This is a genomic window from Streptosporangium sp. G11 (assembly GCF_051192615.1).
Classification (GTDB): Bacteria; Actinomycetota; Actinomycetes; order Streptosporangiales; family Streptosporangiaceae; genus Streptosporangium.
Genome location: NZ_JBPJUQ010000034.1, coordinates 80,774 through 103,104, shown reverse-complemented (window position 1 = coordinate 103,104; position 22,331 = coordinate 80,774). Strand labels below are relative to the sequence as shown.

The following is a 22,331-nucleotide window of genomic DNA, read 5'->3' as shown; positions in this document are numbered from 1 at the left end:
CGGTCATGCTTGAGATCACATGATCATCGGGAAGGTACACCCCTTCCCGGCCGATCCACAGGTCTCAAGCATTGCTCCGCCGGCGGCCGGGCCCGGGACTGAACCGCTCGGTCGATCCCGGGTGCCCCGACCGGGTGGACGTTCATGGCCGGAGCACCGCCTGGCCGGCGGGTACTCCGGTGACACTCCGCGATCTTTCCGGGTGAGGCCGCACGGAGACGGCTGTCGCACGAGGATGTGAGGCATGAGCGACGGATCCGGGTGGCGGCTGGCGTTCCTGTCCTTGCTGGTCACAGCCCTGCTGGTGGGAGACGGGGCACCCCTGGTCCCGGCGCCCGCCGGTCCGGCCGACGTACGGCGGATCGGCGGGCAGGACTCTCACTGGCATCTGAGGTACGCGACCGAGGCCGCCGCCGGCGACGTCACGCAACGAGTCGTTCCGGCAGGGGGAGACCGGGCATGGCTGTTCGTGACCGACAGGAGGCGGTCCGCCACGCGGTTGCTGCACTGGAACGCGACCTCCTGGAGTCCGGTCGACAGCCTGCCGGTACAACTGGGAAAGGCCGGGTACCTCGACGTCGGCGCCTCGGCGTCCGGTGACGTGGTGCTGGCGATCAACCACGTGCCGGGTGAAGGGGATGACTCGACCGAGCACCTCTGGCAGTTCGCCGACGGCCGCTGGACGCATCACCGCCCTCGCCATCTGGGCTGGACCAGCACCTTCGCCGTCGCCGGCCGGAACGACGCCTGGCTCGTACAGGGAGGCGACCCCGAGGGCCCTCCCCCGGCCGTGGTCCACCGGGACGGTACGGCCCTGCGATGGCGAACGCTCCCGGAGGCGACGGACCTGACCTCGGTGGCGGTGGCCGGTCCCGACGACGTGTGGGTGGTGGATCACGGGAGCCTGCCCAGGACACTGCACTGGGACGGCAGGCGCTGGAAGGCGGTCCCGCTACCGTGCACGCCGGCTCTGGTCCGGCCCGCCTGCCACGGTCGTCCCTTCCTCGCCCGGCTGAGCGGCCTGGCGGCGAGGGCGAGGAACGACGTGTGGGCGGTCGGCCCCGGCTGGGCGGACGGTGCTCGCCCGGTCGTCCTTCACTGGAACGGCACGGCGTGGAACCAGGTGAAAGTGAACGTGGGCCACCGGACGGCGCTGACCGCCGTGCGCGCCGACCCCGTGGGCGGTGTGTGGATCGCCGCGAACCCCGCCGAGGGGAGGCCCTACCTGCTCAACCTGCGCGACGGCACGTGGACCAGGTCCGTTCTTCCGCGAAGCGGGCCGTCCGCCCGCATTCTGGACCTCGCCCCGGCACCCGGCACCACCCGCCTGTGGGTCCATGTCCGGGACCGGGACGGTCCCAGGGAAACGTCACTGGTCTATGAACTCCGGTGACAGCCGGCCGGTCCGGTGGCCTCGTCCCCATGTCGACCGGACCGGACGCCTCCCGGCCTGACCTTCACGTACCGGCCTTCAGGCCGGTATGGGCGGCCAGGAAGGCGAGCATGTCGGCCGCCAGGCCGACGGCGCGGCCCGTCGAGCGGGAGCCGTGGCCGACGTCGCCCTCGTGGCGCAGCAGGATCGGCCGCGAGCCCGACGTCGCCGCCTGCAGCGCCGCGCACATCTTGCGCGCGTGCATGGGGTCGACGCGGGAGTCGCCGCCGAACGTGGTCAGCAGCGTGGCCGGGTAGTCGACGCCGTCGGTGACCCGGTGGTAGGGGGAGTAGCCCAGCAGCCAGCCCAGCTGCTCGGGGTCGTCGGCCGAACCGTACTCGGAACGCCACGCGGGGCCCAGTCCCGAGCGCTCGTACCTGACCATGTCGAGCAACGGCGCCGAGCAGACGGCGGCGGCGAACAGCTCGGGGTGCTGCGTCAGCGCGGCGCCCACCAGCAGCCCGCCGTTCGACTCGCCGCACGCGCCCAGCTGCGCGGGGGTGGTCCAGCCGTCCGAGACGAGTTTCCCGGCCGCCGCCGTGAAGTCGTCGAAGACGTTCTGCTTGCGCTCCAGCATGCCGTCGCGGTGCCAGGCCGCGCCCTCCTCGCCGCCGCCGCGCAGCTGGGCGAGGGCGAAGACCCCGCCCGCCTCGACCCAGGGCAGGATGTAGCTGGAGTACGACGGCGTGAGCGAGAGCCCGAACCCGCCGTAGCCGTACAGGATCGTGGGCCTGGGGCCCGAGCCGGGGCGGGCCAGCACGACCATCCGCACCGGGGTGCCGTCCGCGGAGACGCAGACCACCTGGCGGGCTTCCAGCTCGGGCACCTCCACGGCGCCGGGCGCGGCGCTCCACAGCGACGTCCGTCCGGTGCGCGTGTCGTAGTGGTGCACTCCCAGGGGCGTGACGCTGTCGGTGTAGGTGAACCAGACCTCGTGGCCGCCCTCGGGACGGGTGGTCATCCCCCCGGCGGAGCCGAGTCCGGGCAGCGGTACCAGCCCGCGCCGCCCGCCGGTCGCCAGGTCGTGGACGCTGATCTCGCTGACCGCGTGCCGGGTCCAGCCGACGAGGAGCACCTGCCCGGCGATCGCGAACTCGCCGATCACCGCCTCCGGATCCTCCTCGACCAGGTCGACCCAGTGCTCGGGGCCCGGCCGCGCCGGGTCGGCCACGCACAGCCGTCCCCGGGGCGCGTCCAGGGTGGTGAGCAGGTACAGGCGCCCGTCGCGGCCGACGGCGGGCGCCGTCACCGCGCCCACCCCTCGCTGGATCACCCGCAGGTCGGGGCGCTCGGGGGAGGAGGACGACAGGTCGGCCAGCCAGAGGTCGTTGCCGCCGTCCGCCATCGCCGAGACCGTCAGCCAGCGCCCGTTGTAGCTGATCCCCAGACCGTACGAGCGCTCCTCACCCATGATCACGGCGTCGTCCTCGGCGGGGGTGCCGAGCCGGTGCAGGCGGACCTGGCGGGAGCGGACGTAGAAGAACGCCTTCCCGTCGGGCAGCCACGCCACGGGCGCGTACCTGCAGCGGTCGATCGGGCCGTCGACCACCCGGCGGGTGGCGACGTCCATGACCCGCAGTTCCGACCGCTCGTCCCCGCTCCTGGACAGCTGGTACGCCACCAGCCTGCCGTCCAGGTCGGGCTGCCAGCGGTCGAGCGTGGTCAGCCCGCTCGGGTCGAGCTCCATCGGATCGATCAGCGCCTCCTCCACCCCGTCGGGACCGGTGCGGTAGAGGACCGCGTGCTCCTGCGGGGCCGTGCGGCGCAGGAAGAACCTGCTCCCGCCGCGCCACATCGGCGTGCCGACCGTCCCGGCCCCGGTCAGCGCGGCCACCCGCGAGTGCCACCGGTGGCGGCCGGGCAGCGTACCGACGTGTTCGCGCCAGAGCTTCTTCTGGGCGGCCGTCCAGTCCCGCGTCTCGGGGCTGTCCGGATCCTCCAGCCACCGGTACGGGTCGGGCACCGCGTGGCCGTGAAGGTGGTCGACGACCGGTCGCCGCTCGGCGGGAGGGTAGATCATCGGATTCCTCCGGTGTGAGGACCCCGGGCTTCGGCCCCGGGCGGGAGACACGGCGAGGACGGCGAAAACGGCGAGGAGATCAAGGCACCAGTTCCTGTGCGCTCGACGGGTTCCACTGTCCGGCCAGGTCCGCGTACAACGGGGAGGCGGCGAGCATCTCCTCGTGCGTGCCCAGCCGGACGCTGGTGCCGTCCATGACGAGGATCCGCCGGGCCCGCAGGGCGGAGGTCAGCCGGTGGGCGATGACGAGGAGCGTGCCGCCCCGGCGGGCGAACGCCTCCTCGGCGCGGGCCTCGGCCGCCGGGTCCAGGTGGCACGTCGCCTCGTCGAGGATCACCAGCCGGGCCGGGGCGAGGTAGGCGCGGGCCAGGGCGACCAGCTGCCGTTCGGCGGGCGACAGCAGCCCCGAGTGGACCTCGGCGGAGTAGTCGCCCAGCCGCGTCACCAGGTCCGTCAGGCCGACCGCGGCCACGGCGTCGTCCACCGCCTCCCGCGAGGCCTCGGCCAGGTAGGTCAGGTTCTCCAGCAGGGAGCCGCGGAAGACGTACGCCTCCTGCGGGATCAGTACCCGGTCGGCGGGGTCGAGCCGGTCGGCGGGCACCCCGCACACCAGGACCTGGCCCGACCCGGGCGGGAGCACACCGGTCAGCAGCGCGGCGAGCGTGGACTTGCCGATGCCGCTGGGGCCCACGACGGCGATGTGGTCCCCCTCGGGGACCACCAGGTCCAGGTCGTTGATCACCGGTTCGGCGTGCGGGCCGTACGCGAACGTCACGCCGCGCAGCTCGGCACCCCCGTTCCCGTCCCGCGCGGTGAGCCGACCGCGCGCCCGCACGGGCGGGTCGCCGTCGCGCAGGAGCCGGCCCAGCGCGACCCGCAGCCGGACCCCGTTGATGCCCAGCCCCTCCACGAGGTTGCCGAGCGCGGGCGTCAGCGACTGCGTGACGTAGGCCAGGGCGCCCAGGATCACCCCGGCACCCGCGCCCTCACCTATCAGCCAGGGGGTCCCGGCCAGTACCAGCAGGACCGGCAGCCAGCCGCCCACCGCCAGCGACAGCGTACGCAGCGCGGTCACCCGCGCCAGCGACCGGGCCGCGCGGGCCTGCTCCGCCACCCGCAGGCCGACGTCGTCCGCCACCCGCTCCTCGGCCCGGCAGGCGGTGATGTCGCGCAGCCCGCCCACCATGGCGGCCAGCGACCCGGCGGTGTGCTCGTCGGCCAGGATGAAGTCCCGCTGCCGCCTGGCCAGAGCGCGCAGCGACAGCAGGAAGATGACAAGGCCCGCGACGAAGGGGGGCAGCACCAGCGCGAGCACCTCGGGCACGAGCGTCGCCAGCCCGAGGACGACGCTCACCACGGTGAACGCGAACGACCTGACCACCGTGATGACCGAGGCGAAGGCGTCGCGGGCCAGCTCGACCTGGAGGTTGGAGCGGGCCACCGCCCCCGCCCCCGGCCCTCGCCCGGACATGACCGAGTGGCGCAGCGCGTCGTCGACGACGTGCGCGAGCAACTCCTCGCGGAACGGCTCCACGACCGAGGCGACGGCCATCACCACCTGCCGCGCGCCGACCGCGGCCAGCAGCCACGCGCCGCCGAGCAGGGCCAGCCAGGCGAACCCGGTCGCGGGACGTCCCGCGCCGAAGCCGTCGTCGATCGCCCGCGCGATGGCCAGGCCGATGACCAGCGAGGGCGCCGTCTCCGCGATGGACCAGCCCGCGAGCCTGAACAGCTGGTACGGGTCCCTCCTGAGCGCCCGCCTGAGGGGTCTGTTGACGGCGTGCCCGTCCGGGGGGTTCACGACGTGCCCGCTTGGAAAGACGTGCCCGTCTGTGAAGACGTGCCTGCCCGAGAAGACGTGCCCGCCCGAGAGGACACGTCGGTCCGGAGAGACGGACCCGCCTGGAAAGACGTGTCCGCTTGGAAGACGGCGCGGTAGGCGGGGTCGGCCCAGAGCGCGCGGTGACCGCCGCACGCGCGCACCCGGCCGTCGTCCAGCCAGACGACCCGGTCGGCCGCCGCCGCGGTCGCCACCCTGTGGGTCACGATCAGGCGCGTACGGTCACCCAGTTCCCTGGAGAGCGCGCGGGCGACCTGGCGTTCGGTGACGGTGTCCAGGCTGGAGGTGGCGTCGTCCAGGATGAGCAACCGCCATCCCTGCGCGAAGGCGCGGGCCAGGCCGAGCCGCTGCCGCTCCCCGCCGGACATGGGCGCCTCCTCCAGCGGGGTGTCGTACCCCAGGGGAAGCCGCCTGACGAAGGTGTCGGCGCGGGCCGCCCGCGCCGCCGCCCGCACGAACTCACTCCACCCACCCACCCGGCCGTCGCCGTCGTGGTGACCGGACCCGGTGCCGGACCCGGTGCCGGACCCCGTGCCGGCACGAGGACCGGTACGGGTGCCGCGACGGCCGCGGCCGGAGGCGCCGTGGCGGCCGGTGCCGGAGGCGACGGCGGGAGCGTCGAGGCCCAGGGCGACGGCGGCGCCGACGGTGTCGCCGAGCAGCGCCGGGCGTTCGAAGGCGTACCCGACGGCATGGCGCAACGCCTCGCGGGAGAGGTCGGGCAGCGGGACGCCGTCGAGGAGGACCGTGCCGTGGCGCGGATCCACCAGCCGTCCGGCGACCGCGGCGAGCAGGGACTTGCCCGCGCCCGAGCGGCCGACCACGGCCACCGCCTGCCCGCCGGGGATGACGAGATCGACGTCGCGCAGGCCGTCCGCGTCGACGCCGCGAAACTCGAGCGTGCCGGGACCGGCGGGCAGCGGGCGCGTACCGTAGGCTCGCGGGCTCTCGGAGACCAGCTCCTCCACCCTGGCCGCGGCGGCCCGCGCCCTGGCCAGGCGGCTGACATAACCCAGCGCCGAGCCGAGACCGGCGCCGAGCACGACGTAGCGGGCGGCGGCGTACAGCTCTCCGGCGGTGAGGTCCCCGGCGGCCAGACGCAGCCCGCCCACCCCGAGCACGGCCACCTCCAGCAGCGGGACCACCGCTCCCGCCTGCACGCCGGCCCGCGCGTTGGCCCGCCACATGTCCATGGCGTGCCCGCGCAGCCGGGGCAGGGCGGTAAGCACTCGCGCCCGCTCCTGGTCGGCGGTGCCGGCCGCGGCGATCGTACGGGCCCCGGCGAGGGCGTCCACCAGGCGGGCGGCGATGTCGCTCTGCGCCGCCTGGTAGTCGCCCGCTATCGAGGTGCTCACGGTGAGGAAGGCCCGCAGGACGAGTGCGATGAGGACCAGCCCCGCGACCAGCGTCACGGTCAGCAGGGGGTCGATGAAGGTGAGGGCCACGACGCCGCCCGCGGTGGGGATGACCAGCGCGGCCCCGGTGACGATCGACTCGGGGGCGCGCCCGATCTCCTCGGTGTTCAGGCCCATCCGGGTGACCAGGTCTCCCTCGGGGAACCGGCGGGTGATCACCGGCCCGACGCCGAGCACGTTCCGTACCACCCGGTTCCTGAGCCAGGCCGAGGACCGCGCGCCGCTCGATCCCGAGGCCCAGACGCCGAGGGTGTCGCAGAGCACGGTCAGGACCACGGCGGCGGTGCAGGCGCCGAGCCAGGTCATCGCGCCGGTGCCGCCGGCCGTGCTGGCCACGAGCTCGTCGACCGTCCTGCCCAGTACGAGCGGGAGCGCGAGCTGTGCGAACGCGCCCAGGACAGAGGTGACCGCGAGGACGGCCAGCCAGGGTCCGCTACGCCGTACGGTGTCGGCCACCAGCCGGTCCGCTGCCCGCACGTCGGCCCCTTCCCGAACTTCCCGCGCTTCTCGAACTTCCGGCACTTCCCCGTTCCCCGGCTTCCTCGATTTCACGGACTTCCTTGATCTCTCGGGGTCTCCCGGGGGCTCCCGAGGTTTCCCGGACTCTCCCGGGGACGGGAGTGCCCGGGACGGCCGCCGTCGTTGGCCGTCCCGGGCACGGGTCTCACTAGTGGCAGAGCAGGAGGCTCAGGTTGCTGGGCTTGCCGGACTGGCAGCCCAGGACCGTCAGCGTGCTACCGCCGCCGCCGCCGCCGTGGCCGCCGCCGTTGGGGGTCTCCAGGGACTGCAGGTCGAGAAGGACCATGGGATTGCCTCACTTCTGGTGGGAACCGAACCGATATCGGGAACGCGGGTGCCTAGTGGCAGAGGACGACGCTCAGGTTGCTGGGCCTGCCGGAATTGCAGCCCAGGACCGTGAGGGTGCTGCCACCGCCGCCGCCGTGGCCGCCGGTGGGGGCCTCAAGGGACTGCAGGTCGAGAAGAACCATGTCGTTACACCTCCTTCGATTTCGATGTGCCGTGGGGGCCAAACCGCCCAGCGGATCCGTGCGCGGACACCCCTGACGGGGCGTTCGTGCCGCCGGGCGGCTCGATGAAGGGGAGGAACACCGGCCGGTCGTCCAGCGCGGCGCTCATCGCGAACAGGACTCCGGCCGTACCGGTCGCGAAGTCCATGGAGAGCCTGAGCAGCTGGTTGCCGGGGAAGGCCAGCCCGCCGCCGTGGGGCAGCGCGTGCCAGTCCAGCCCGCGCAGCTGCTCGGCCAGGTCTGTGTGGTCGGCGCGGGGCGCGCGCCCGGGTGCCAGCCCCCAGCCCAGGGCGCCGATCATGCCGCTCCGGCCGGTGAACAGGCCGGACTGCACGAAGTAGCGTCCCCGGGTGACGCGCCGGCAGCCGTCGAGCGCGGTGCGGAAGTCCTCGTCCTCGCGGTGGGCCAGGTAGCGGGCGAGGACCAGGGCGATGCCCACCGACCCCTCGTCCAGGTAGGGCAGCGTGCGCCAGCCCTGGTCGACCTGGAGGGTTCCGTCCTCGCCGGTGACGCAGCGCCGCAGGTCCTGCCGGAGCGCCACGGCCGCCCTGTCGAGCAGCGACGCGTCGCCGGTGCGCTCGTAGGCGTGCAGGAAGAGAAGAGCGGGCCCGGAGGAGCCGTACATCAGCCCGGCCCGGGGGTGGCTGCCGCCGCTGACCTCAGGTACGTCCTCGGGCCCGCCCAGCCTGTCGGAGCAGATGCCGGTGATCTGCAGGGCCACCTCGGTGAACACCCCCTCGCGGGTGGTCTCGCCCAGGTGGAGAAGGTTCAGGCCCATGCCGGCCAGGCCGCTGAACAGCCCGAGCTCCAGCGACTCCCACTTCTGGCGCAGGCACAGGTCGGCGGTGTCGATCGCGTCCTGGCGGTGCCCGAGGAGGTCGAGGACGTAGGCCACGCCGTGCAGGCCGTCGTAGAACCCGATCCCCGTCCCCGGGTCAGGGGCCAGCGCCTTCGCGCGCAGCCAGTCCTCGTACTCGGGATGGCGTTCGGCCCCGGTCTCGGCCAGCGCGTAGAGGACGCCCGCCGCGCCGTACGCGAGGTTGACGCCCCCGCCGGGCTGGAACTGGGCGACGTCGCCGGGGAAGAGCCGGTCTTCGCGCTCGGGGGTGGCGCTCGCCAGGATGGCCCGGGTCATCGCCTCCCTGAGCCGGGGCCAGCTGTCGAGTCCCGGCCTCGGGTACGGTGTGGCCGCCGCGGGGCCGGGGCCCGTGACGGTCAGGACCGCCTCGTCGAGCACCTCGCGCGGCACGGGGAAGGTCTCGCCGATGAGCCTGGCCAGGTCGGTCACCTTGGCGCGGTCGAGCGGCAGCATGATCGTGAGCTGGGGGGCGAACAGCCCGAGGCAGAGGCAGGCGAGGGCGTAAAGGTCGACGTCGACGCCCTGCCGGTCGGCCGGCGCGCCGAACGCCGGGTGGGCGAGCGCCGCGCGGCCGCGGTCCTCGGTGAGGGTCGCCACCTCGTAGTCGATCAGGGCCAGGCGGCCGTCCGCCGTCACGAGGATGTTGTTCGGGTGCAGGTCGCCGAAGACCACCCCGCGCTCGTGCAGGGACTCCACCGCCCGGCGCACCTTGGGGAGCGTGTCGAGCACCCAGGCGGTGTACTCGGCGATGGCCTCGTCGTCGCAGGTCGCCCTGGTCAGCGGGTATTTGTGCACGAGCTGCCGCTGGAGCGGGTTGCCGTCGACGAACTCCTCGACCAGGAAGTGGTGCCCGCCGAGCGTGAAGTAGTCGATCAGCGCGGGCACCGCGTCCAGCCCGGACAGGCGCTCCAGCATGTCGCGCTCGTGTGCCAGCCGCGCCACCGCGTCCCGGCCGGCGGCGTCCAGGCCGGCGTGCGGGCGGGCCTCCTTCAGCACGACCCGCTCCCCGGTGCGCAGGTCCTCTCCGAGGTAGACGCCGCCGCCGTTGGAGAACTGCATGACGCTCTCGACCCGGTACGGCAGTCCCTCGGTGGTGATCGCGTTGCGGGCGGCCACGTGGGGTTCGAGGAAGGCGGGCAGCGTCACCCAGGGCGGCGCGCCGAAGGCGGGTTCCCGCACGTCGGGGACCAGCCGGCCCTCGCCGTCCTCGATGGCCAGCACCAGCTCGCCGTTGCCGGCCAGGCAGCGCCGCCCGGCGAAGCCGCCGTACCGCACGAAGAGCGGGCCCTGGCCGTAGCGCAGGTCGCTGAGGATGTACGGCCCCTCGACGCCCCTGAGCAGCTCGTCGAGCTCCTTGAGCGTGAGCTCCAGCTGCGCCTCGTCCACCGGGTAGATCGTCACGAGCTTCCCGCTGGCGCCGCGGGGGGCTGCCTTGGAGTTCAGCATCGTCATGACCGGCAGGCTGCGCAGGAACTTGAACGCGATGTCGCGGGGGACGCAGTAGTCCCAGACCGCCTCTATGGCGCGGTCGGCGTCCTCGGCGCGGGCGGAGACGTGGATCTTCCAACCCTGGGCGGGGGTGCGGCCGGCGAGCGGCGCGTAGTGCATCCAGGTGTCGGTCGCCTGGTGTTGCCAGCCGTCCGGGACATCCCGGGCAGCGAGTGCGAAATCGGGGTGATCGCCTCGGCGGCCGTCAAGGGTGTCATAAAAAAGCGGGTCCGCCAGGCAATAAAGCTCATACTGGTCATCCACGGCATTCTCCCCTGCTGTCTTCCAGAAGAGAGAATTACGGATAACCCGAGAAACCACTAGTTACAAACTCAACCACTCGTATATGCGAAACTCACAGCGCCGACCGTGAAGGTGTGCGCTGCCTGCGCTTTCGTGTTGGACGTGAAGATTATTCGGAAAAATTAGCAGGAACCTCGGCTATCAGGGTGAACCACCCGTCCGTGCCGCCGGCCACCCGCACCGTGCCGCCCAGCTCGCCCACGCGGTGGACCAGATTGTTCACGCCGTTGCCGGCCGCCTTGCCGGTGGAGGGCGTCTCCTGCCGGGGAGCCCCGTCGTTGACCACGGTCAGGCGCAGCCGGCCGTCGTGCTCGACCAGCTCGATCGCGCACCGCTTCACCCGGCTGTGCCGCAGCATGTTGGTCACACCCTCGCGGAGCACGGTGCCCAGCGTGGCGCTCACGAGCTCGGGGAGGTCGTCCACGTCCACCCGGAGCGAGCAGTAGGCCCCGAAGCCCTCCAGCAGGGTTCTGGCTCGCGCGGCCTCGCCGGAGAACGACAGCCGGCGGCAGGCCTGCGACACGTTCCGCACGGCGTGCGCGGCCTGCCGCACCGCCTGCAGCGCCTCTTCCAGATCCTCGCGCAGGCGCGCGTCGCCTTTCGCCCTGCGGTGGGCCAGCTCCCCCTTGATGGCCGCCAGCCAGAGCCAGTGCCCCACGATGTCGTGCATGTCGCGGGCGAACCCCTCGTACGCCCTGGTGAGCGCCTTCTCCCGCTCGGCGTGGAGCCGCCTGATCCGCAGGACGAGGACGAGTGTCGCGCCCAGCGAGGTCAGCAGGATGCCCGCCCCTGCCGTTACGACGAGGTAAGCGGGGTGGGGCATGGAGCGCCTCTCGCAGGAGAAATAATATTCCCGCTAATAAACGCAAAAAAATCGATAAATGTCAATCAAGAAGTGCGGCTCCGCGGTGTGATGTGGAAGGGGTAAGGGTGTCGTAAAATCAGCATGGAATATGGTGATATAGCCTGCCTAATACCCCGTCCGCGAATCGCGGCATCTCGTCGCGGCGCCTCCCGCCGCCGACGGCGGCGGTCGCGGGACCGGAAATGACGGTGGCGTCGCCGACGTGGCCGGGGCCCGGCGACAGGGCTCGGTGCGATGGCCCCGGGGTTTTCTCAGATGAGCCCGAGCGCCGAAGGCAGCAGCAGGTAGGCCCCGGCCACCAGGCACGCGCCCGCCACCACCAGGAAAAGGAACACCCAGAACCCGCCCGGCAGGAAGGTCAGCCTGGCGAGCTGGTCGGCGTCGGAGTCGGGCGCCTGGTGGCGGCGCCGCTTGCGCTGGAGCTCCACGATCGGCCGTATGCCGCCCAGCAGCAGGAACCACACGGCCAGGTAGGCCAGGACCGCGTCCATGTCGGGCGCCGCGTACCAGGTGAAGGCGAAGATCGCGCCCCCGGTGGCCAGCAGGCTCACCACGCCGAACAGGTTGCGGATCAGCAGCAGCATGCAGAACAGCAGCCCGATCACCATCGTGATCAGCACCGCCACGTAGCCGGAGGCGGTCAGCCACGCCCCGCCCAGTCCCAGCAGGGACGGGGCGACGTATCCGGCGGCGGCGGTCAGGATCATGCCGAACCCCCGGGGCTTGCCCCTCGTCAGGGTCACGCCCGAGGTGTCGGAGTGCAGCCGGATGCCCTCCAGCTTGCGCCGGGTGAGCAGCGCCACCAGCGCGTGCCCGCCCTCGTGGGCGATGGTGATCAGCCCTCGCGACAGCTGCCAGGAAGTGGACCACGAGACCACGCCCAGCGCGACCAGGGCGGACAGCAGCACGACCCACAGGGGCGGCCCGGAACGGGTCGTGGTCAGGGTCACCCAGAGGTCGGACAACGCTCGTTTCTCCTTCGCGGCGTGAGAGCAAAGCGTCCCACGTCTGCCGGTGTGCTGGCGATAAAGTCGGAACCGTGCCGAACATGATTCCGGAACTCATGGACGCCGATGTCCCCGCCTGGTGGCGAGGGCTGGGCCTGCCCGGTCTGGCGGACGTGCACGTCCACTTCCTGCCAGAGCGGATGGAACGCCGAGTCTGGCACCATTTCGAGCACGGTGGCCCCTTGATGGGGAAAGGGTGGCCGATCAACTACCGGCTGCCTCCCGCGGAACGGGTCGCCAGGCTGCGGGCGCTCGGGGTGAAGGTCTTCTCCGCCCTGGCCTACGCGCACCGGCCGGCCATGGCCGAGAGCCTCAACGACTGGACGCTCGACTTCGCCGGCCGTACCCCCGGGTGTCTTCCCTCGGCCACCTTCTACCCCGAGCCTGGAGTCCTCGGCTACGTCCGGGACGCGCTCGGCCGAGGGGCGCGGATCTTCAAGGTCCACCTCCAGGTCGGCGACTTCGACCCCCGGCTCAAGGAGATCGACGACGTGTGGGGGCTGCTGGCCGAGCGGGGCGTGCCCGTCGTCGTGCACGCCAGCTCGATCCCGCTGCCCGGCCGCTGCACGGGGCCGGTGCCGATCGGCGGGGTGCTGGAGCGCCACCCGGCCCTGCCGATGATCGTCGCGCACCTCGGCATGCCGGAGTACGACGAGTTCTTCGAACTGGCCGAGACCTTCCCGAACGTGTGGCTCGACACCACGATGACCTTCACCGACTTCGCCGAGCGCGGCATGCCGTTTCCGGGACGTCTCCTGCCGCGCCTGCGCGACCTCGGTCTTGCCGGAAAGGTCCTGCTCGGCAGCGACTTCCCGAACATCCCCCACCCGTACGCCCACCAGCTCCACGCGCTCGAGCGGCTCGGGCTCGGCGACGACTGGCTTCGCGCGGTGTGCTGGAACAACGCGGACAATTTTCTCGGTCTTTCCGCGCACTACACTCGGTCGGCAGGACATTGATGACCGGGAGAAACTCGTGAACGATCGGAACGCCGAGCTCATCAAGACGTTCTACGAAGCCTTCGCACGGCGCGACGCCGACGCGATGGAGCTCTGCTACCACCCCGACGTCAGCTTCGGCGACCCCGTCTTCCAGGACCTCGAAGGACGCGACAGGGTCATGGGCATGTGGCGGATGCTGCTGGGCCGCAGCACCGACCTCGACGTGGCCGTCCGTGACATCACCGCCCGCCCGCACGAGGGCACGGCCCACTGGACCGGCCGTTACACCTTCGGCAAGACGGGCAGGAAGGTCGTCAACGAGGTCGACGCCCTCTTCCGCTTCGAGGACGGCCTGATCATCCGTCACCACGACGACTTCGACCTCAGGCGCTGGTCCAAGATGGCCATGGGGCGGCCTGTCGGGATCTTCCTCGGCTGGACCCCGATGCTCAGAGCGAAGATCCGCACCACCGCGATGCGGTCCCTGCAGGAGTTCATGAGCGCCCGATGAGGAGAGACGCGTGACCGACCGGCGAATGCGGGGCCTGCGGAGCCTGATGCGCGGGCGTCCCGGCACCGGTCAGGAGTCTCCCGAGCGGTCGATGGACCCCCGGTCCGCGGGCGACGGGCGGCCGCTCCCGCCCCGCTCGCGCGTCATCGACAACGCGATCTACGTCAACGGCCGCCGCGCCGCCACCCCCGCGTCGCTGCCCGAGGCCTTCGAACGCCTGAAGAACACCCCGGACAGCATGGCCTGGATCGGCTTCTACCGGCCCGAGGACGGCGTCATCCTCAACGTCGCCGAGGAGTTCGACCTGCACGAGCTGGCGGTCGAGGACGCCATCGTCGCCCACCAGCGGCCCAAGGCCGACCGCTACGGCGACACCCTGTTCGTGGTGCTCCGCCCGGCCCGCTATCTCGACGACGTCGAGGAGGTCGACTTCGGCGAGCTGCACGTCTTCGTCGGCCAGAACTTCGTGATCACCGTACGGCACAGCGAGGCGCCCGACCTGTCCCAGGTCCGCCGCCGCATGCAGCACGACCCCGAGTTGCTCGGCCAGGGACCGCAGGCGGTGCTCTACGCCATCCTCGACGCGGTCGTGGACGGCTACGCCCCCGTGGTCGCCGGCCTGCAGAACGACATCGACGAGATCGAGGTCCAGGTCTTCGGCAACGAGCCCGGGGTCTCCCGCCGCATCTACGAGCTGTCGCGCGAGGTGATCGAGTTCCAGCGGGCCACCCAGCCGCTCCTGGGCATGATCGAGGGTTTCATCGCGGGGGCCACCAAATACGGGCTGGACCAGGAGCTGCAGAGATACCTGCGGGATGTGGCCGACCATGCGATCACCGTCGCCGAGCGGGTCGGCGGCTTCCGCCAGATGCTCCACGACATCCTCGTGGTCAACTCCACCATGGTCGCCCAGGCTCAGAACGAGCACATGACCAACCTCACCGAGGCGAGCAACGCCCAGAACGAGGAGGTCAAGCGGATCTCCGCCTGGGCCGCGATCCTGTTCGCCCCCACGCTCGTCGGCACCATCTACGGCATGAACTTCGACGTGATGCCCGAGATTCACTGGAAGTGGGGCTATCCCTTCGCGGTCCTGCTCATGGCGGGCGTCTGCCTCACCCTCTATCTGGTGTTCAAACGCCGCGACTGGCTCTGAACCGCGTCACCCCCGAACCCCGGCCGTACCCCGGCCGTGAGCCCCGGACCACCGGCCCCGGGGCCCGCCGACGGGACTCAGCCGAGCTTGGCCAGAATCAGATCCAGCTTGCCCTCCATGGAGTCCATACGGCCTTCGAAGGACTCCATCCGGCCTTCCATGGACTTCATCCGGTCTTCGAAGGACTCCATCCGGGTGTCCATCTTCACCTCAAGGCCGTCGACCTTGGCGTCGAGGTTGTCCACCTTGGTCTCCAGGCCGTCGACCTTGGCATCGAGGCCGTCCACCTTGGTTTCCAGGCCGTCGACCTTGGTGGAGAGCGCGAGGAGATCCTCCTTGGTGGCCATCCTGTTCATGATCTCTTCGAACATCGGCGCGGTGTAGGTCATGACCTCCTCGCGGATGATCTTGGGGAGGTCGTACAGGGTCTCCTTGATGTCCGCCAGGTCCGCGCCTGTCCTGAAGGCCCAGGCCTCCAGCTCCACCACGCGCTGACCGGTGCTCCTGGTCGCCACGTCGGGCATGTTACCTCCTGCTCGGGGGAAACGGAGGGTCGGACCGTCGGCGGGCCGGGGCCACGGCCCGTGACGACGTGCGATCAATTGAACACGTTCCGATGTCGCGGTGGGACTGATTCCGGGATTCCGGACGGGGTGACGGGTCAGCCGAGCAGCTTGCGGGCGGCCGCCTCGATCTCGTCCTCCGACAGCAGCACGTGCCTGGCCGCCTCGCCCAGCGGGATGAAGCTGTCGGAGGAGGTCACCCGCGCGACCCTGCCGGTGAAGCCCGCGTCGAGCAGCTCGGCGACGATGCTCTCCGAGACGCCCCCGGTGCGGCGGGTCTCGTCGGCGATCAGCACCTTGCCGGTCAGCTCGGCGGCCCGCATCAGATCCTCGACCGGGAGGGGGGAGAGCCAGCGCAGGTCCAGGACCCGGCAGCCGTGCCCCTCGGCGGTGAGCCTCACCGCGGCGCGCAGGCTCATCCGCAGGCCGTTGCCGAAGGTCACGATGGTCAGGTCGCGGCCGTCGCCGTAACTGCGGGCCCGCCCGATCGGGATGTGCGTCTCCGCCCACCGGGCCGGGGGGGCGTACGGGGCGAGCCAGCCGTTGTCGCCCTCCTCGAACATGTCGCGGGTGTTGTACAGGGCGATGGGCTCAAGGAAGACGCAGACGCTGCCGTCGACGCGGGCAGCGGCCAGGCAGGTGCGCAGCATCGAGGCGGCGTCGTCGGGCCGGGCGGGGGAGGCCACGACCAGGCCCGGGATGTCGCGCAGCGCGGCGACGGAGTTGTCGTTGTGGAAGTGGCCGCCGAAGCCCTTCTGGTAGGCGTAGGAGGCGACGCGCACCACCATCGGGTTGCGAAACGCCCCCTGGGAGAAGAACTGGAGCGTCGCCGCCTCGCCCCGGATCTGGTCCAGGGCGTTGTGCAGGTACGCCAGATACTGGATCTCGGGCACCGGCAGCAGGCCGGAGACCCCGGAACCGAGCGCCAGGCCGAGCACGGCCTGTTCGTCGAGATGGGTGTCGAACACCCGGCCGGGGCCGAAGCGCTTCTGCAGGCCGCGCGTGACGCCGTAGACGCCGCCCTTGCGCGCCACGTCCTCGCCGAAGACCAGCACGTCGGGGTGGGCGGCCAGGGAGTCGGCCAGCGTGCGGTTGACGGACTGGGAGAAGGTCAGCGGGCCCTCCTGCTCGGGGAGCCTGCCGGCGAAGGCCCTCGCCCTGGCGTCCGGGGCCGAGACCCCGGTGCTGGCTGCGGCGACAGCCACGGGGGTGCGCGGGGCCAGCGGCTCCATGATGTCGAGGGCGGAGACCAGCCGGGGCCGCCGCGAGCTCTCCATCGCCATCTTGAACAGGTGCTCGCGCGTCGTCTCGTACCGCAGCAGCAGCTCGTCGGGGGTGGTCAGGCCGGCCTCGACGAGCAGCCTGGCGGTCGCCACGAGCGGGTCGCGCGCCAGGTCGGCGTCGATCTCCCGCTTGGTCCGGTAGGACAGCTCCACGTCCGAGCCCGCGTGGCCCATCAGCCGGACGGTGCCGATACGCAGCAGGGCGGGGGCGCGGTGCGTGCGGACATGGTCGGCGGCGGCCAGCGCCATGTCGTGGACGTCGGCCAGGTCACAGCCGTCGGCCTCGAAATATCTCATCAGCGGGTGGCGGGCGGCCTTGACCCAGCCGTCGGGGGTGCGCACGCTGATGCCCAGGCCGTTGTCCTCGCAGACGAACAGGATCGGCACCGGCAGCTTCTGGTAGGAGCCGTAGGCGGCCGTGTTGATGCCCGACAGGGCGCTGGCGTGGTTCGTTGAGGCGTCGCCGAAGCTGCACGTCGCGATCGCGTCGGCGGGCCACGGCCCCGGCAGGCCGAGCTGGCGGGCGCGCTCGATGGCGAAGGCCACACCCACCGCGCGGGGCAGGTGGCTGGAGATCGTGGAGGTCTGCGGGATCACCGCCAGGCCGGGGTGGCCGAAGACCTTGTGCCGCCCGCCCGCGATCGGCTCCTCGACCGAGGCGGTCAGGCCGAGCAGCACGTCGCGCAGCCCCTCCTCGGGCAGCCGCCCCGCCATCGCCGACCGGGTCAGATAGAAGGCGCCGGACCGGTAGTGCAGGAGGGCCGGGTCGGTGACGCGCAACGCGGCGGCGACCGCGGCGTTGCCCTCGTGTCCGGCCGAGCCGATCGTGTAGAAGCCCTGGCCCTGCTCGCGCAGCCAGCGGGCGGTGACGTCGAGCAGCCTGCTGCCGAGCTGGAACTCGAACAGCTCGCGGCAGCGCGCCCCCGTCAGGGTGGTGCCCTCCCGCACGGGCAGGCCGGGATCGCGCGGCGCCCCCGGGGAAAGGGCGGTCACGGCCTCGGTGAAATGGGTCTCAACAGTGTCGCGCGCCACAGCCCGATTATGTCCCCCATCGACGGATGCCGTCCTCAACCTTGACATCTTTGATGCGCACCGGATGGCGGACCGATCGTGTTTAACAGGTATTCGTGACGGCTTGTCGGATCCGTTTTTACCAGCCCGTCAGATCAATGAGCCGACACTCCCAGCCGGAACTCCCGCGGGAACTCCCGGCGGGAACTCCCAAGCCGGAACTCCCAAGCCGGGGCGAACCAGCCGAAGAGGCGGAAGCCCCGAACGGGCTGAGCGCATTCGTTTCAGGGGCCCATGTTCCGGTCCGCGAGTATCCCGCATTCCTGTTGCCACAAGCCGTTCCTCCTGCGGACTTCCCGTGGAGAGTGTCTTTGCCATCGGCGGGTACGGCGGCTGCCAGCATCTTCGGAGTTCACGTCCATCACATCAGTGGAGACGCACATGCTTGGAAAACTGATTCTCACCGGGGCGGTGGGGGCGGTCGCCATGCTGCCGGCCGCGGCGCACGCCGCCGTGCCGTTCCCGGATGCGGCGCCGTCCGTCACCGCGCCGGTGTCCGCACTGTCACCCTCGGTCGCGACGCCGCCTCCGCCCCCTCCGGCGCAGTGGACCCCCCCGACCACCGAGGCCGCGGTGCCCGGAACCCCGCCGCCGCCCGACAACCCGCTGCCGCCCGGCGCCACCCCGCCTGGTACCACCCCGCCCGGCAGCACCCCGCCCGGCAGCACCCCGCCGGGCACGACTCCGCCCGGCGCCACCCCGCCTGGTACCACCCCGCCTGGCGCCATTCCGCCGGGTACCACCCCGCCCGGCACGACTCCGCCCGGCGCCATCCCGCCGGGCACCACCCCGCCCGGCGCCATCCCGCCCGGTACCACCCCGCCGGTCGACGTCGTGCCGCCCGCGGCCGTCCCGCCCGCGGTCGTCCCTCCGGTCCAGGTCGCGCCGGGGCCGGTGGTCTTCGCCGCGCCGGGTACGCCGCTCGTGGTCGCGTCGGCCGTCGCCGCCTGGGCGGGAGCGGTCTGCTCGCCGGTCGGTGTCGTGACCGTGGCCAGTCCGTGCCTGTGACCGGCCGATGCGCATGATCACTTCGCGCCGATGACGTGCCGTCAACCCGGCAACAGCGCCGGTGATCCGGTAAAGGTGCCGGTCACCCGGTAACAGTGCCGGTGATCCGGTAACGGTGCCGGTGATCGTGTCGCCGACCGTTCCGGTAACCGGCCGCCGTACCACTCCGGCGGGCCCGTGCGGCCCGCGCGGACCCCCTCCCGGCTCCGGCCGATTCCTGAGCGCCCTCCCGCCGCCCCCGGGCGGGAGAAGGCATCTTTGCCGATACGAGCCGCAAAACAAGATGAGTCTTGTGAAAGCGCGCCCTTTTTAACGGGCGGATCGGAGAAGGATGGAAAGGAGTGACGCGGGAGAGGAGCCGCAATGCGGGTACAGGACGACGGACGACCGGTGGTCGTCGGATACGACGGCTCGGCGGAGAGCCGGCTGGCCCTGCGATGGGCCGTGGAGGACGCCCGCCTGAGATTCCTTCCGCTGCTCGTCTGCCACGCCTGGCAGTGGCCCTATCCCCGGCTCTCCCTCGCCCCCGAGACCACCGAGGTCGTACGCCGGATGGGCAGGCGCGTCCTTGAGAGCGGGCTGACGATGGCGCAGGAGCTGGCGCCCAAGGTATCGGTGCGCGGGCAGCTGGTGGAGGGGACTCCGGCCGCCGCCCTGGTGGGCCTGTCGAACACCGCGGAGCTGATCGCGATCGGTCCGCGGGGCATCGGCGGTCCCGACGAGCTGCGGCTCGGCTCGACCGTCGAGGTCGCCGCGCACGCCCACTGCCCGGTGGCCGTCGTCAGGCGGCCCGGCCACCCGCGTATCGGCCGCGTGGCGATCGCGGTGGAGGACGCCACCCTCGACTCGCTGGAGCTGGGCGTCGCCTTCGAGGAGGCGAGGCTGCGCAGGGCGGCGTTGCTGATCATCTGCCTCTGTTCCGAGGACACCGGCGACATCAGGTTGGCGTCCATCCGTTTCAACACCAACGTCGCGGTGTGGGAGGAGAAGTATCCGCCGGTCGAGGTGGAGACCATGATCGAGACGCGGCCTCACGTCGAGGTGCTCCGCCACGCGGCCGACCGCTCGGACCTGCTGGTGCTCGCCGACCGGGAGTACCGCGACCCGGTGGACCCGGCCATCGGCCCGGTCTGCCAGGTGATGCTGCGCGAGGCGCCGTGCACGGTCATGGTGACCCCCTCGCAGGCGTGGAGCCCGTCCGCGCGCGGGGAACTCTTCGCCAGAAGTTAGCGATCCCTAACGTTGGGCGGCGGCCAGCGCCGCACGGGCCATGCCGCGCAGCAACTCGGCCATCGCCGCGGGCGGCAGTTCGCCCGCGCTGTGCGGGGTGGAGTTGAGCAGCCCGAAGACGGCGTGCGTCGCGGCGCGCAGCCCGGCCTGGGGGCGTCCCGGGTAGAGCTCGCTCAGCACGGTGACCCACTCCTCGACGTACAGCCGCTGCAGCCTGCGGATCCGCCGCCGCGCGGGCTCGGGGACGTTGCCGAGCTCCCTGTCGTGCACGGTGATCAGCGCCGGGTGGCTGAGCGCGAACTCGATCTGGCAGGCGAGCAGGGCGTCCAGCGCCTGCTCCGCGTCGGCGGCCTCGGTCACGCGCCGTGCACCCGAGGTGTGCAGGCGCTCGCTGACGTCCAGCAGCATCTCTGTGAGCAGGGCCTCCTTGCCGCTGAAGTGCCGGTAGAGGGCCGGGCCCGAGGTGCCGACCGCGCCGCCGATGTCCTCGATCGAGACGCCGTGGAAGCCGCGTGCCGCGAACAGCTCCGCCGCGGCGTCCAGGATCTCCGCGCGTCGTGAGCCCCGGTTGCGGGTGGGAGGCTGAGCAGTCGTCACCTCTCGTATGGTAGACGGTAACGTTAATAATGACTAACATCTGCGGTGAAATGACAACCGGTGACCGGCGGCGACGAGGCCAGACGGACCGGGCGTGCTGGATATACCGGATATGCCGGATATACCGGACGGGGAGGCTCGGATGAGTGGCTGGCCGGTGCTGCGGAGCGCCTGCGACCCGGATGGCGAGGGTTTCAAGCGCAACGCCGAGGTCAACGAGCGCCTGGTCGCCGATCTCAGGGAGCGCGTCGCCGTGGCGGGGCTGGGCGGCCCGGAGAGGTCGCGTGCCCGGCACGTCTCCCGGGGCAAGCTGCTGCCCCGCGACCGCGTCGACTCCCTGCTCGACCCCGGCTCGCGCTTCCTGGAGCTCTCCCAGCTTGCAGCGGGAGGGATGTACGGTGACGCGGCCCCCGCCGCCGGGATCATCACCGGGGTGGGCCGCGTCTCCGGGCGCGAGTGCGTGGTCGTCGCCAACGACGCCACGGTCAAGGGCGGGACCTACTACCCGATCACCGTCAAGAAGCACCTGCGGGCCCAGGAGGTCGCCCTCCACAACAACCTGCCGTGCGTCTACCTCGTCGACTCGGGGGGCGCGTTCCTGCCCAGGCAGGACGAGGTCTTCCCCGACCGCGAGCACTTCGGCCGGATCTTCTACAACCAGGCGACCATGTCGGCGCGGGGCATCCCGCAGATCGCCGCGGTCCTCGGCTCCTGCACGGCGGGCGGCGCGTACGTCCCGGCGATGAGCGACGAGGCGGTGATCGTCCGCGACCAGGGCACGATCTTCCTCGGCGGCCCGCCGCTGGTGAAGGCCGCCACCGGCGAGGAGGTCACCGCCGAGGAGCTGGGCGGCGGCGACCTGCACGCCCGCGTCAGCGGCGTCACCGACCACCTCGCCGACGACGACCGCCACGCGCTGCGGATCGTCCGCGACATCGTCTCCACCCTCGCGCCGCGCACGCCCTCCCCCTGGGAGCGCGCCCCCTCGGAGGAGCCCGCGCACGACCCCCGCGACCTGTACGGCATCGTCCCCGCCGACACCCGCACGCCGTACGACGTCCGCGAGATCATCGCCCGGATCGTCGACGGCAGCAGGTTCGGCGAGTTCAAGGCCGAGTACGGCTCCACGCTCGTCACCGGTTTCGCTCGCATCCACGGCCACCCCGTCGGGATCGTCGCCAACAACGGCATCCTGTTCGGCGAGTCGGCGCTCAAGGGCGCCCACTTCATCGAGCTGTGCGACCGGCGCAACACCCCGCTGGTGTTCCTGCAGAACATCAGCGGGTTCATGGTCGGCAGGGCGTACGAGGCGGGCGGCATCGCCAAGCACGGCGCGAAGATGGTCACCGCCGTCGCCTGCGCCCGGGTGCCCAAGTTCACCGTGGTCGTCGGCGGCTCGTTCGGGGCCGGCAACTACGCGATGGCCGGGCGCGCCTACTCGCCCCGGTTCCTGTGGATGTGGCCGGGATCCCGCATCTCGGTGATGGGCGGCGAGCAGGCCGCCAACGTCCTGTCCACCGTGGGCGACGCAGACCCCGACGCCATCCGCGCGCAGTACGAGGAGCAGGGCAACCCCTACTACTCCACCGCCCGCCTCTGGGACGACGGGGTCATCGACCCCCTCGACACCCGTACCGTCCTGGGCCTGGCCCTGTCCGCCTCGGCCAACGCCCCCCTCGAACCCGTCGGCTACGGCGTCTTCCGGATGTGACCG

18 protein-coding genes are annotated in these 22,331 nt (G+C 71.8%); 7 read left to right on the top strand and 11 right to left on the bottom strand.

All coding sequences use genetic code 11. The annotated features are described in order from the left end of the window. Window positions 1–244: 244 nt before the first annotated feature. Window positions 245–1,393, top strand: a complete 1,149-nt coding sequence (locus ACSDR0_RS28030; RefSeq protein WP_435291877.1) for a hypothetical protein — start codon at window positions 245–247, stop codon at window positions 1,391–1,393. Window positions 1,394–1,457: 64 nt separating this feature from the next. On the opposite strand, the gene ACSDR0_RS28025 is transcribed toward ACSDR0_RS28030, so the two are convergent. From ACSDR0_RS28025 to ACSDR0_RS27990, 8 genes are all read right to left on the bottom strand, one after another. Beyond that, on the bottom strand, window positions 1,458–3,452 hold the full coding sequence (locus ACSDR0_RS28025) for a prolyl oligopeptidase family serine peptidase (RefSeq protein ID WP_435291876.1): 1,995 nt from the start codon (window positions 3,450–3,452) through the stop codon (window positions 1,458–1,460). Between the two features lie 79 nt (window positions 3,453–3,531). After that, entirely contained in the window at window positions 3,532–5,253 is a 1,722-nt protein-coding gene (locus ACSDR0_RS28020; protein ID WP_435291875.1) for an ATP-binding cassette domain-containing protein, read from the bottom strand. After that, window positions 5,250–7,184 (bottom strand): ABC transporter ATP-binding protein, encoded by a 1,935-nt coding sequence (locus tag ACSDR0_RS28015; RefSeq protein ID WP_435291874.1) that lies wholly within the window; start codon window positions 7,182–7,184, stop codon window positions 5,250–5,252. The genes ACSDR0_RS28020 and ACSDR0_RS28015 overlap by 4 nt, the downstream gene beginning before the upstream one ends. Before the next feature lie 190 nt (window positions 7,185–7,374). Then, a complete protein-coding gene (locus tag ACSDR0_RS28010) occupies window positions 7,375–7,512 on the bottom strand; it encodes a SapB/AmfS family lanthipeptide (RefSeq protein ID WP_435291873.1) in 138 nt (45 codons plus the stop codon). Window positions 7,513–7,564: 52 nt separating this feature from the next. Next, window positions 7,565–7,696, bottom strand: a complete 132-nt coding sequence (locus tag ACSDR0_RS28005) for a SapB/AmfS family lanthipeptide (protein ID WP_435291872.1) — start codon at window positions 7,694–7,696, stop codon at window positions 7,565–7,567. A gap of 4 nt (window positions 7,697–7,700) precedes the next feature. Next, complete coding sequence (gene lanKC, locus ACSDR0_RS28000; protein ID WP_435291871.1) at window positions 7,701–10,346, bottom strand: class III lanthionine synthetase LanKC; 2,646 nt, start codon at window positions 10,344–10,346, stop codon at window positions 7,701–7,703. Between the two features lie 148 nt (window positions 10,347–10,494). Further along, window positions 10,495–11,208 carry a sensor histidine kinase gene (locus tag ACSDR0_RS27995; protein WP_435291870.1) on the bottom strand — a complete coding sequence of 238 codons (714 nt, stop codon included), beginning with the start codon at window positions 11,206–11,208 and terminating at the stop codon, window positions 10,495–10,497. Window positions 11,209–11,501: 293 nt separating this feature from the next. Further along, window positions 11,502–12,215: a M50 family metallopeptidase gene (locus ACSDR0_RS27990; protein ID WP_435291869.1), complete on the bottom strand. Its 714-nt coding sequence runs from the start codon at window positions 12,213–12,215 to the stop codon at window positions 11,502–11,504. 83 nt (window positions 12,216–12,298) lie between these two features. Between ACSDR0_RS27990 and ACSDR0_RS27985 the strand changes: the two genes are divergently transcribed. From ACSDR0_RS27985 to ACSDR0_RS27975, 3 genes are read left to right on the top strand one after another with little or no spacing between them, the layout of a single operon-like run. Next, window positions 12,299–13,216 carry an amidohydrolase family protein gene (locus ACSDR0_RS27985; protein WP_435291881.1) on the top strand — a complete coding sequence of 306 codons (918 nt, stop codon included), beginning with the start codon at window positions 12,299–12,301 and terminating at the stop codon, window positions 13,214–13,216. A gap of 16 nt (window positions 13,217–13,232) precedes the next feature. After that, entirely contained in the window at window positions 13,233–13,709 is a 477-nt protein-coding gene (locus ACSDR0_RS27980; protein ID WP_435291868.1) for a nuclear transport factor 2 family protein, read from the top strand. 10 nt (window positions 13,710–13,719) lie between these two features. After that, window positions 13,720–14,865, top strand: a complete 1,146-nt coding sequence (locus tag ACSDR0_RS27975) for a magnesium and cobalt transport protein CorA (RefSeq protein ID WP_435291867.1) — start codon at window positions 13,720–13,722, stop codon at window positions 14,863–14,865. A 77-nt stretch (window positions 14,866–14,942) separates the two neighbouring features. Here the strand turns inward: ACSDR0_RS27975 and ACSDR0_RS27970 are convergent, their stop codons facing one another. Together ACSDR0_RS27970 and ACSDR0_RS27965 are read right to left on the bottom strand one after the other, a co-directional pair. Beyond that, window positions 14,943–15,389: a hypothetical protein gene (locus ACSDR0_RS27970; protein ID WP_435291866.1), complete on the bottom strand. Its 447-nt coding sequence runs from the start codon at window positions 15,387–15,389 to the stop codon at window positions 14,943–14,945. Between the two features lie 137 nt (window positions 15,390–15,526). Beyond that, window positions 15,527–17,743: a thiamine pyrophosphate-dependent enzyme gene (locus ACSDR0_RS27965; protein ID WP_435291865.1), complete on the bottom strand. Its 2,217-nt coding sequence runs from the start codon at window positions 17,741–17,743 to the stop codon at window positions 15,527–15,529. Window positions 17,744–18,163: 420 nt separating this feature from the next. On the opposite strand from ACSDR0_RS27965, the gene ACSDR0_RS27960 reads away from it, so the two are divergent. Together ACSDR0_RS27960 and ACSDR0_RS27955 are read left to right on the top strand one after the other, a co-directional pair. Then, window positions 18,164–18,790, top strand: a complete 627-nt coding sequence (locus ACSDR0_RS27960; RefSeq protein ID WP_435291864.1) for a hypothetical protein — start codon at window positions 18,164–18,166, stop codon at window positions 18,788–18,790. Between the two features lie 363 nt (window positions 18,791–19,153). Next, window positions 19,154–20,020, top strand: a complete 867-nt coding sequence (locus ACSDR0_RS27955) for a universal stress protein (RefSeq protein WP_435291863.1) — start codon at window positions 19,154–19,156, stop codon at window positions 20,018–20,020. A 6-nt stretch (window positions 20,021–20,026) separates the two neighbouring features. Here ACSDR0_RS27955 and ACSDR0_RS27950 read toward each other — a convergent pair whose 3' ends face one another. Further along, window positions 20,027–20,626: an SACE_7040 family transcriptional regulator gene (locus ACSDR0_RS27950; protein WP_435291880.1), complete on the bottom strand. Its 600-nt coding sequence runs from the start codon at window positions 20,624–20,626 to the stop codon at window positions 20,027–20,029. 133 nt (window positions 20,627–20,759) lie between these two features. On the opposite strand from ACSDR0_RS27950, the gene ACSDR0_RS27945 reads away from it, so the two are divergent. Then, the gene (locus tag ACSDR0_RS27945) at window positions 20,760–22,328 is read left to right on the top strand and encodes a carboxyl transferase domain-containing protein (protein WP_435291862.1); all 1,569 of its coding nucleotides are present in this window, start codon (window positions 20,760–20,762) and stop codon (window positions 22,326–22,328) included. Window positions 22,329–22,331 lie beyond the last annotated feature (3 nt).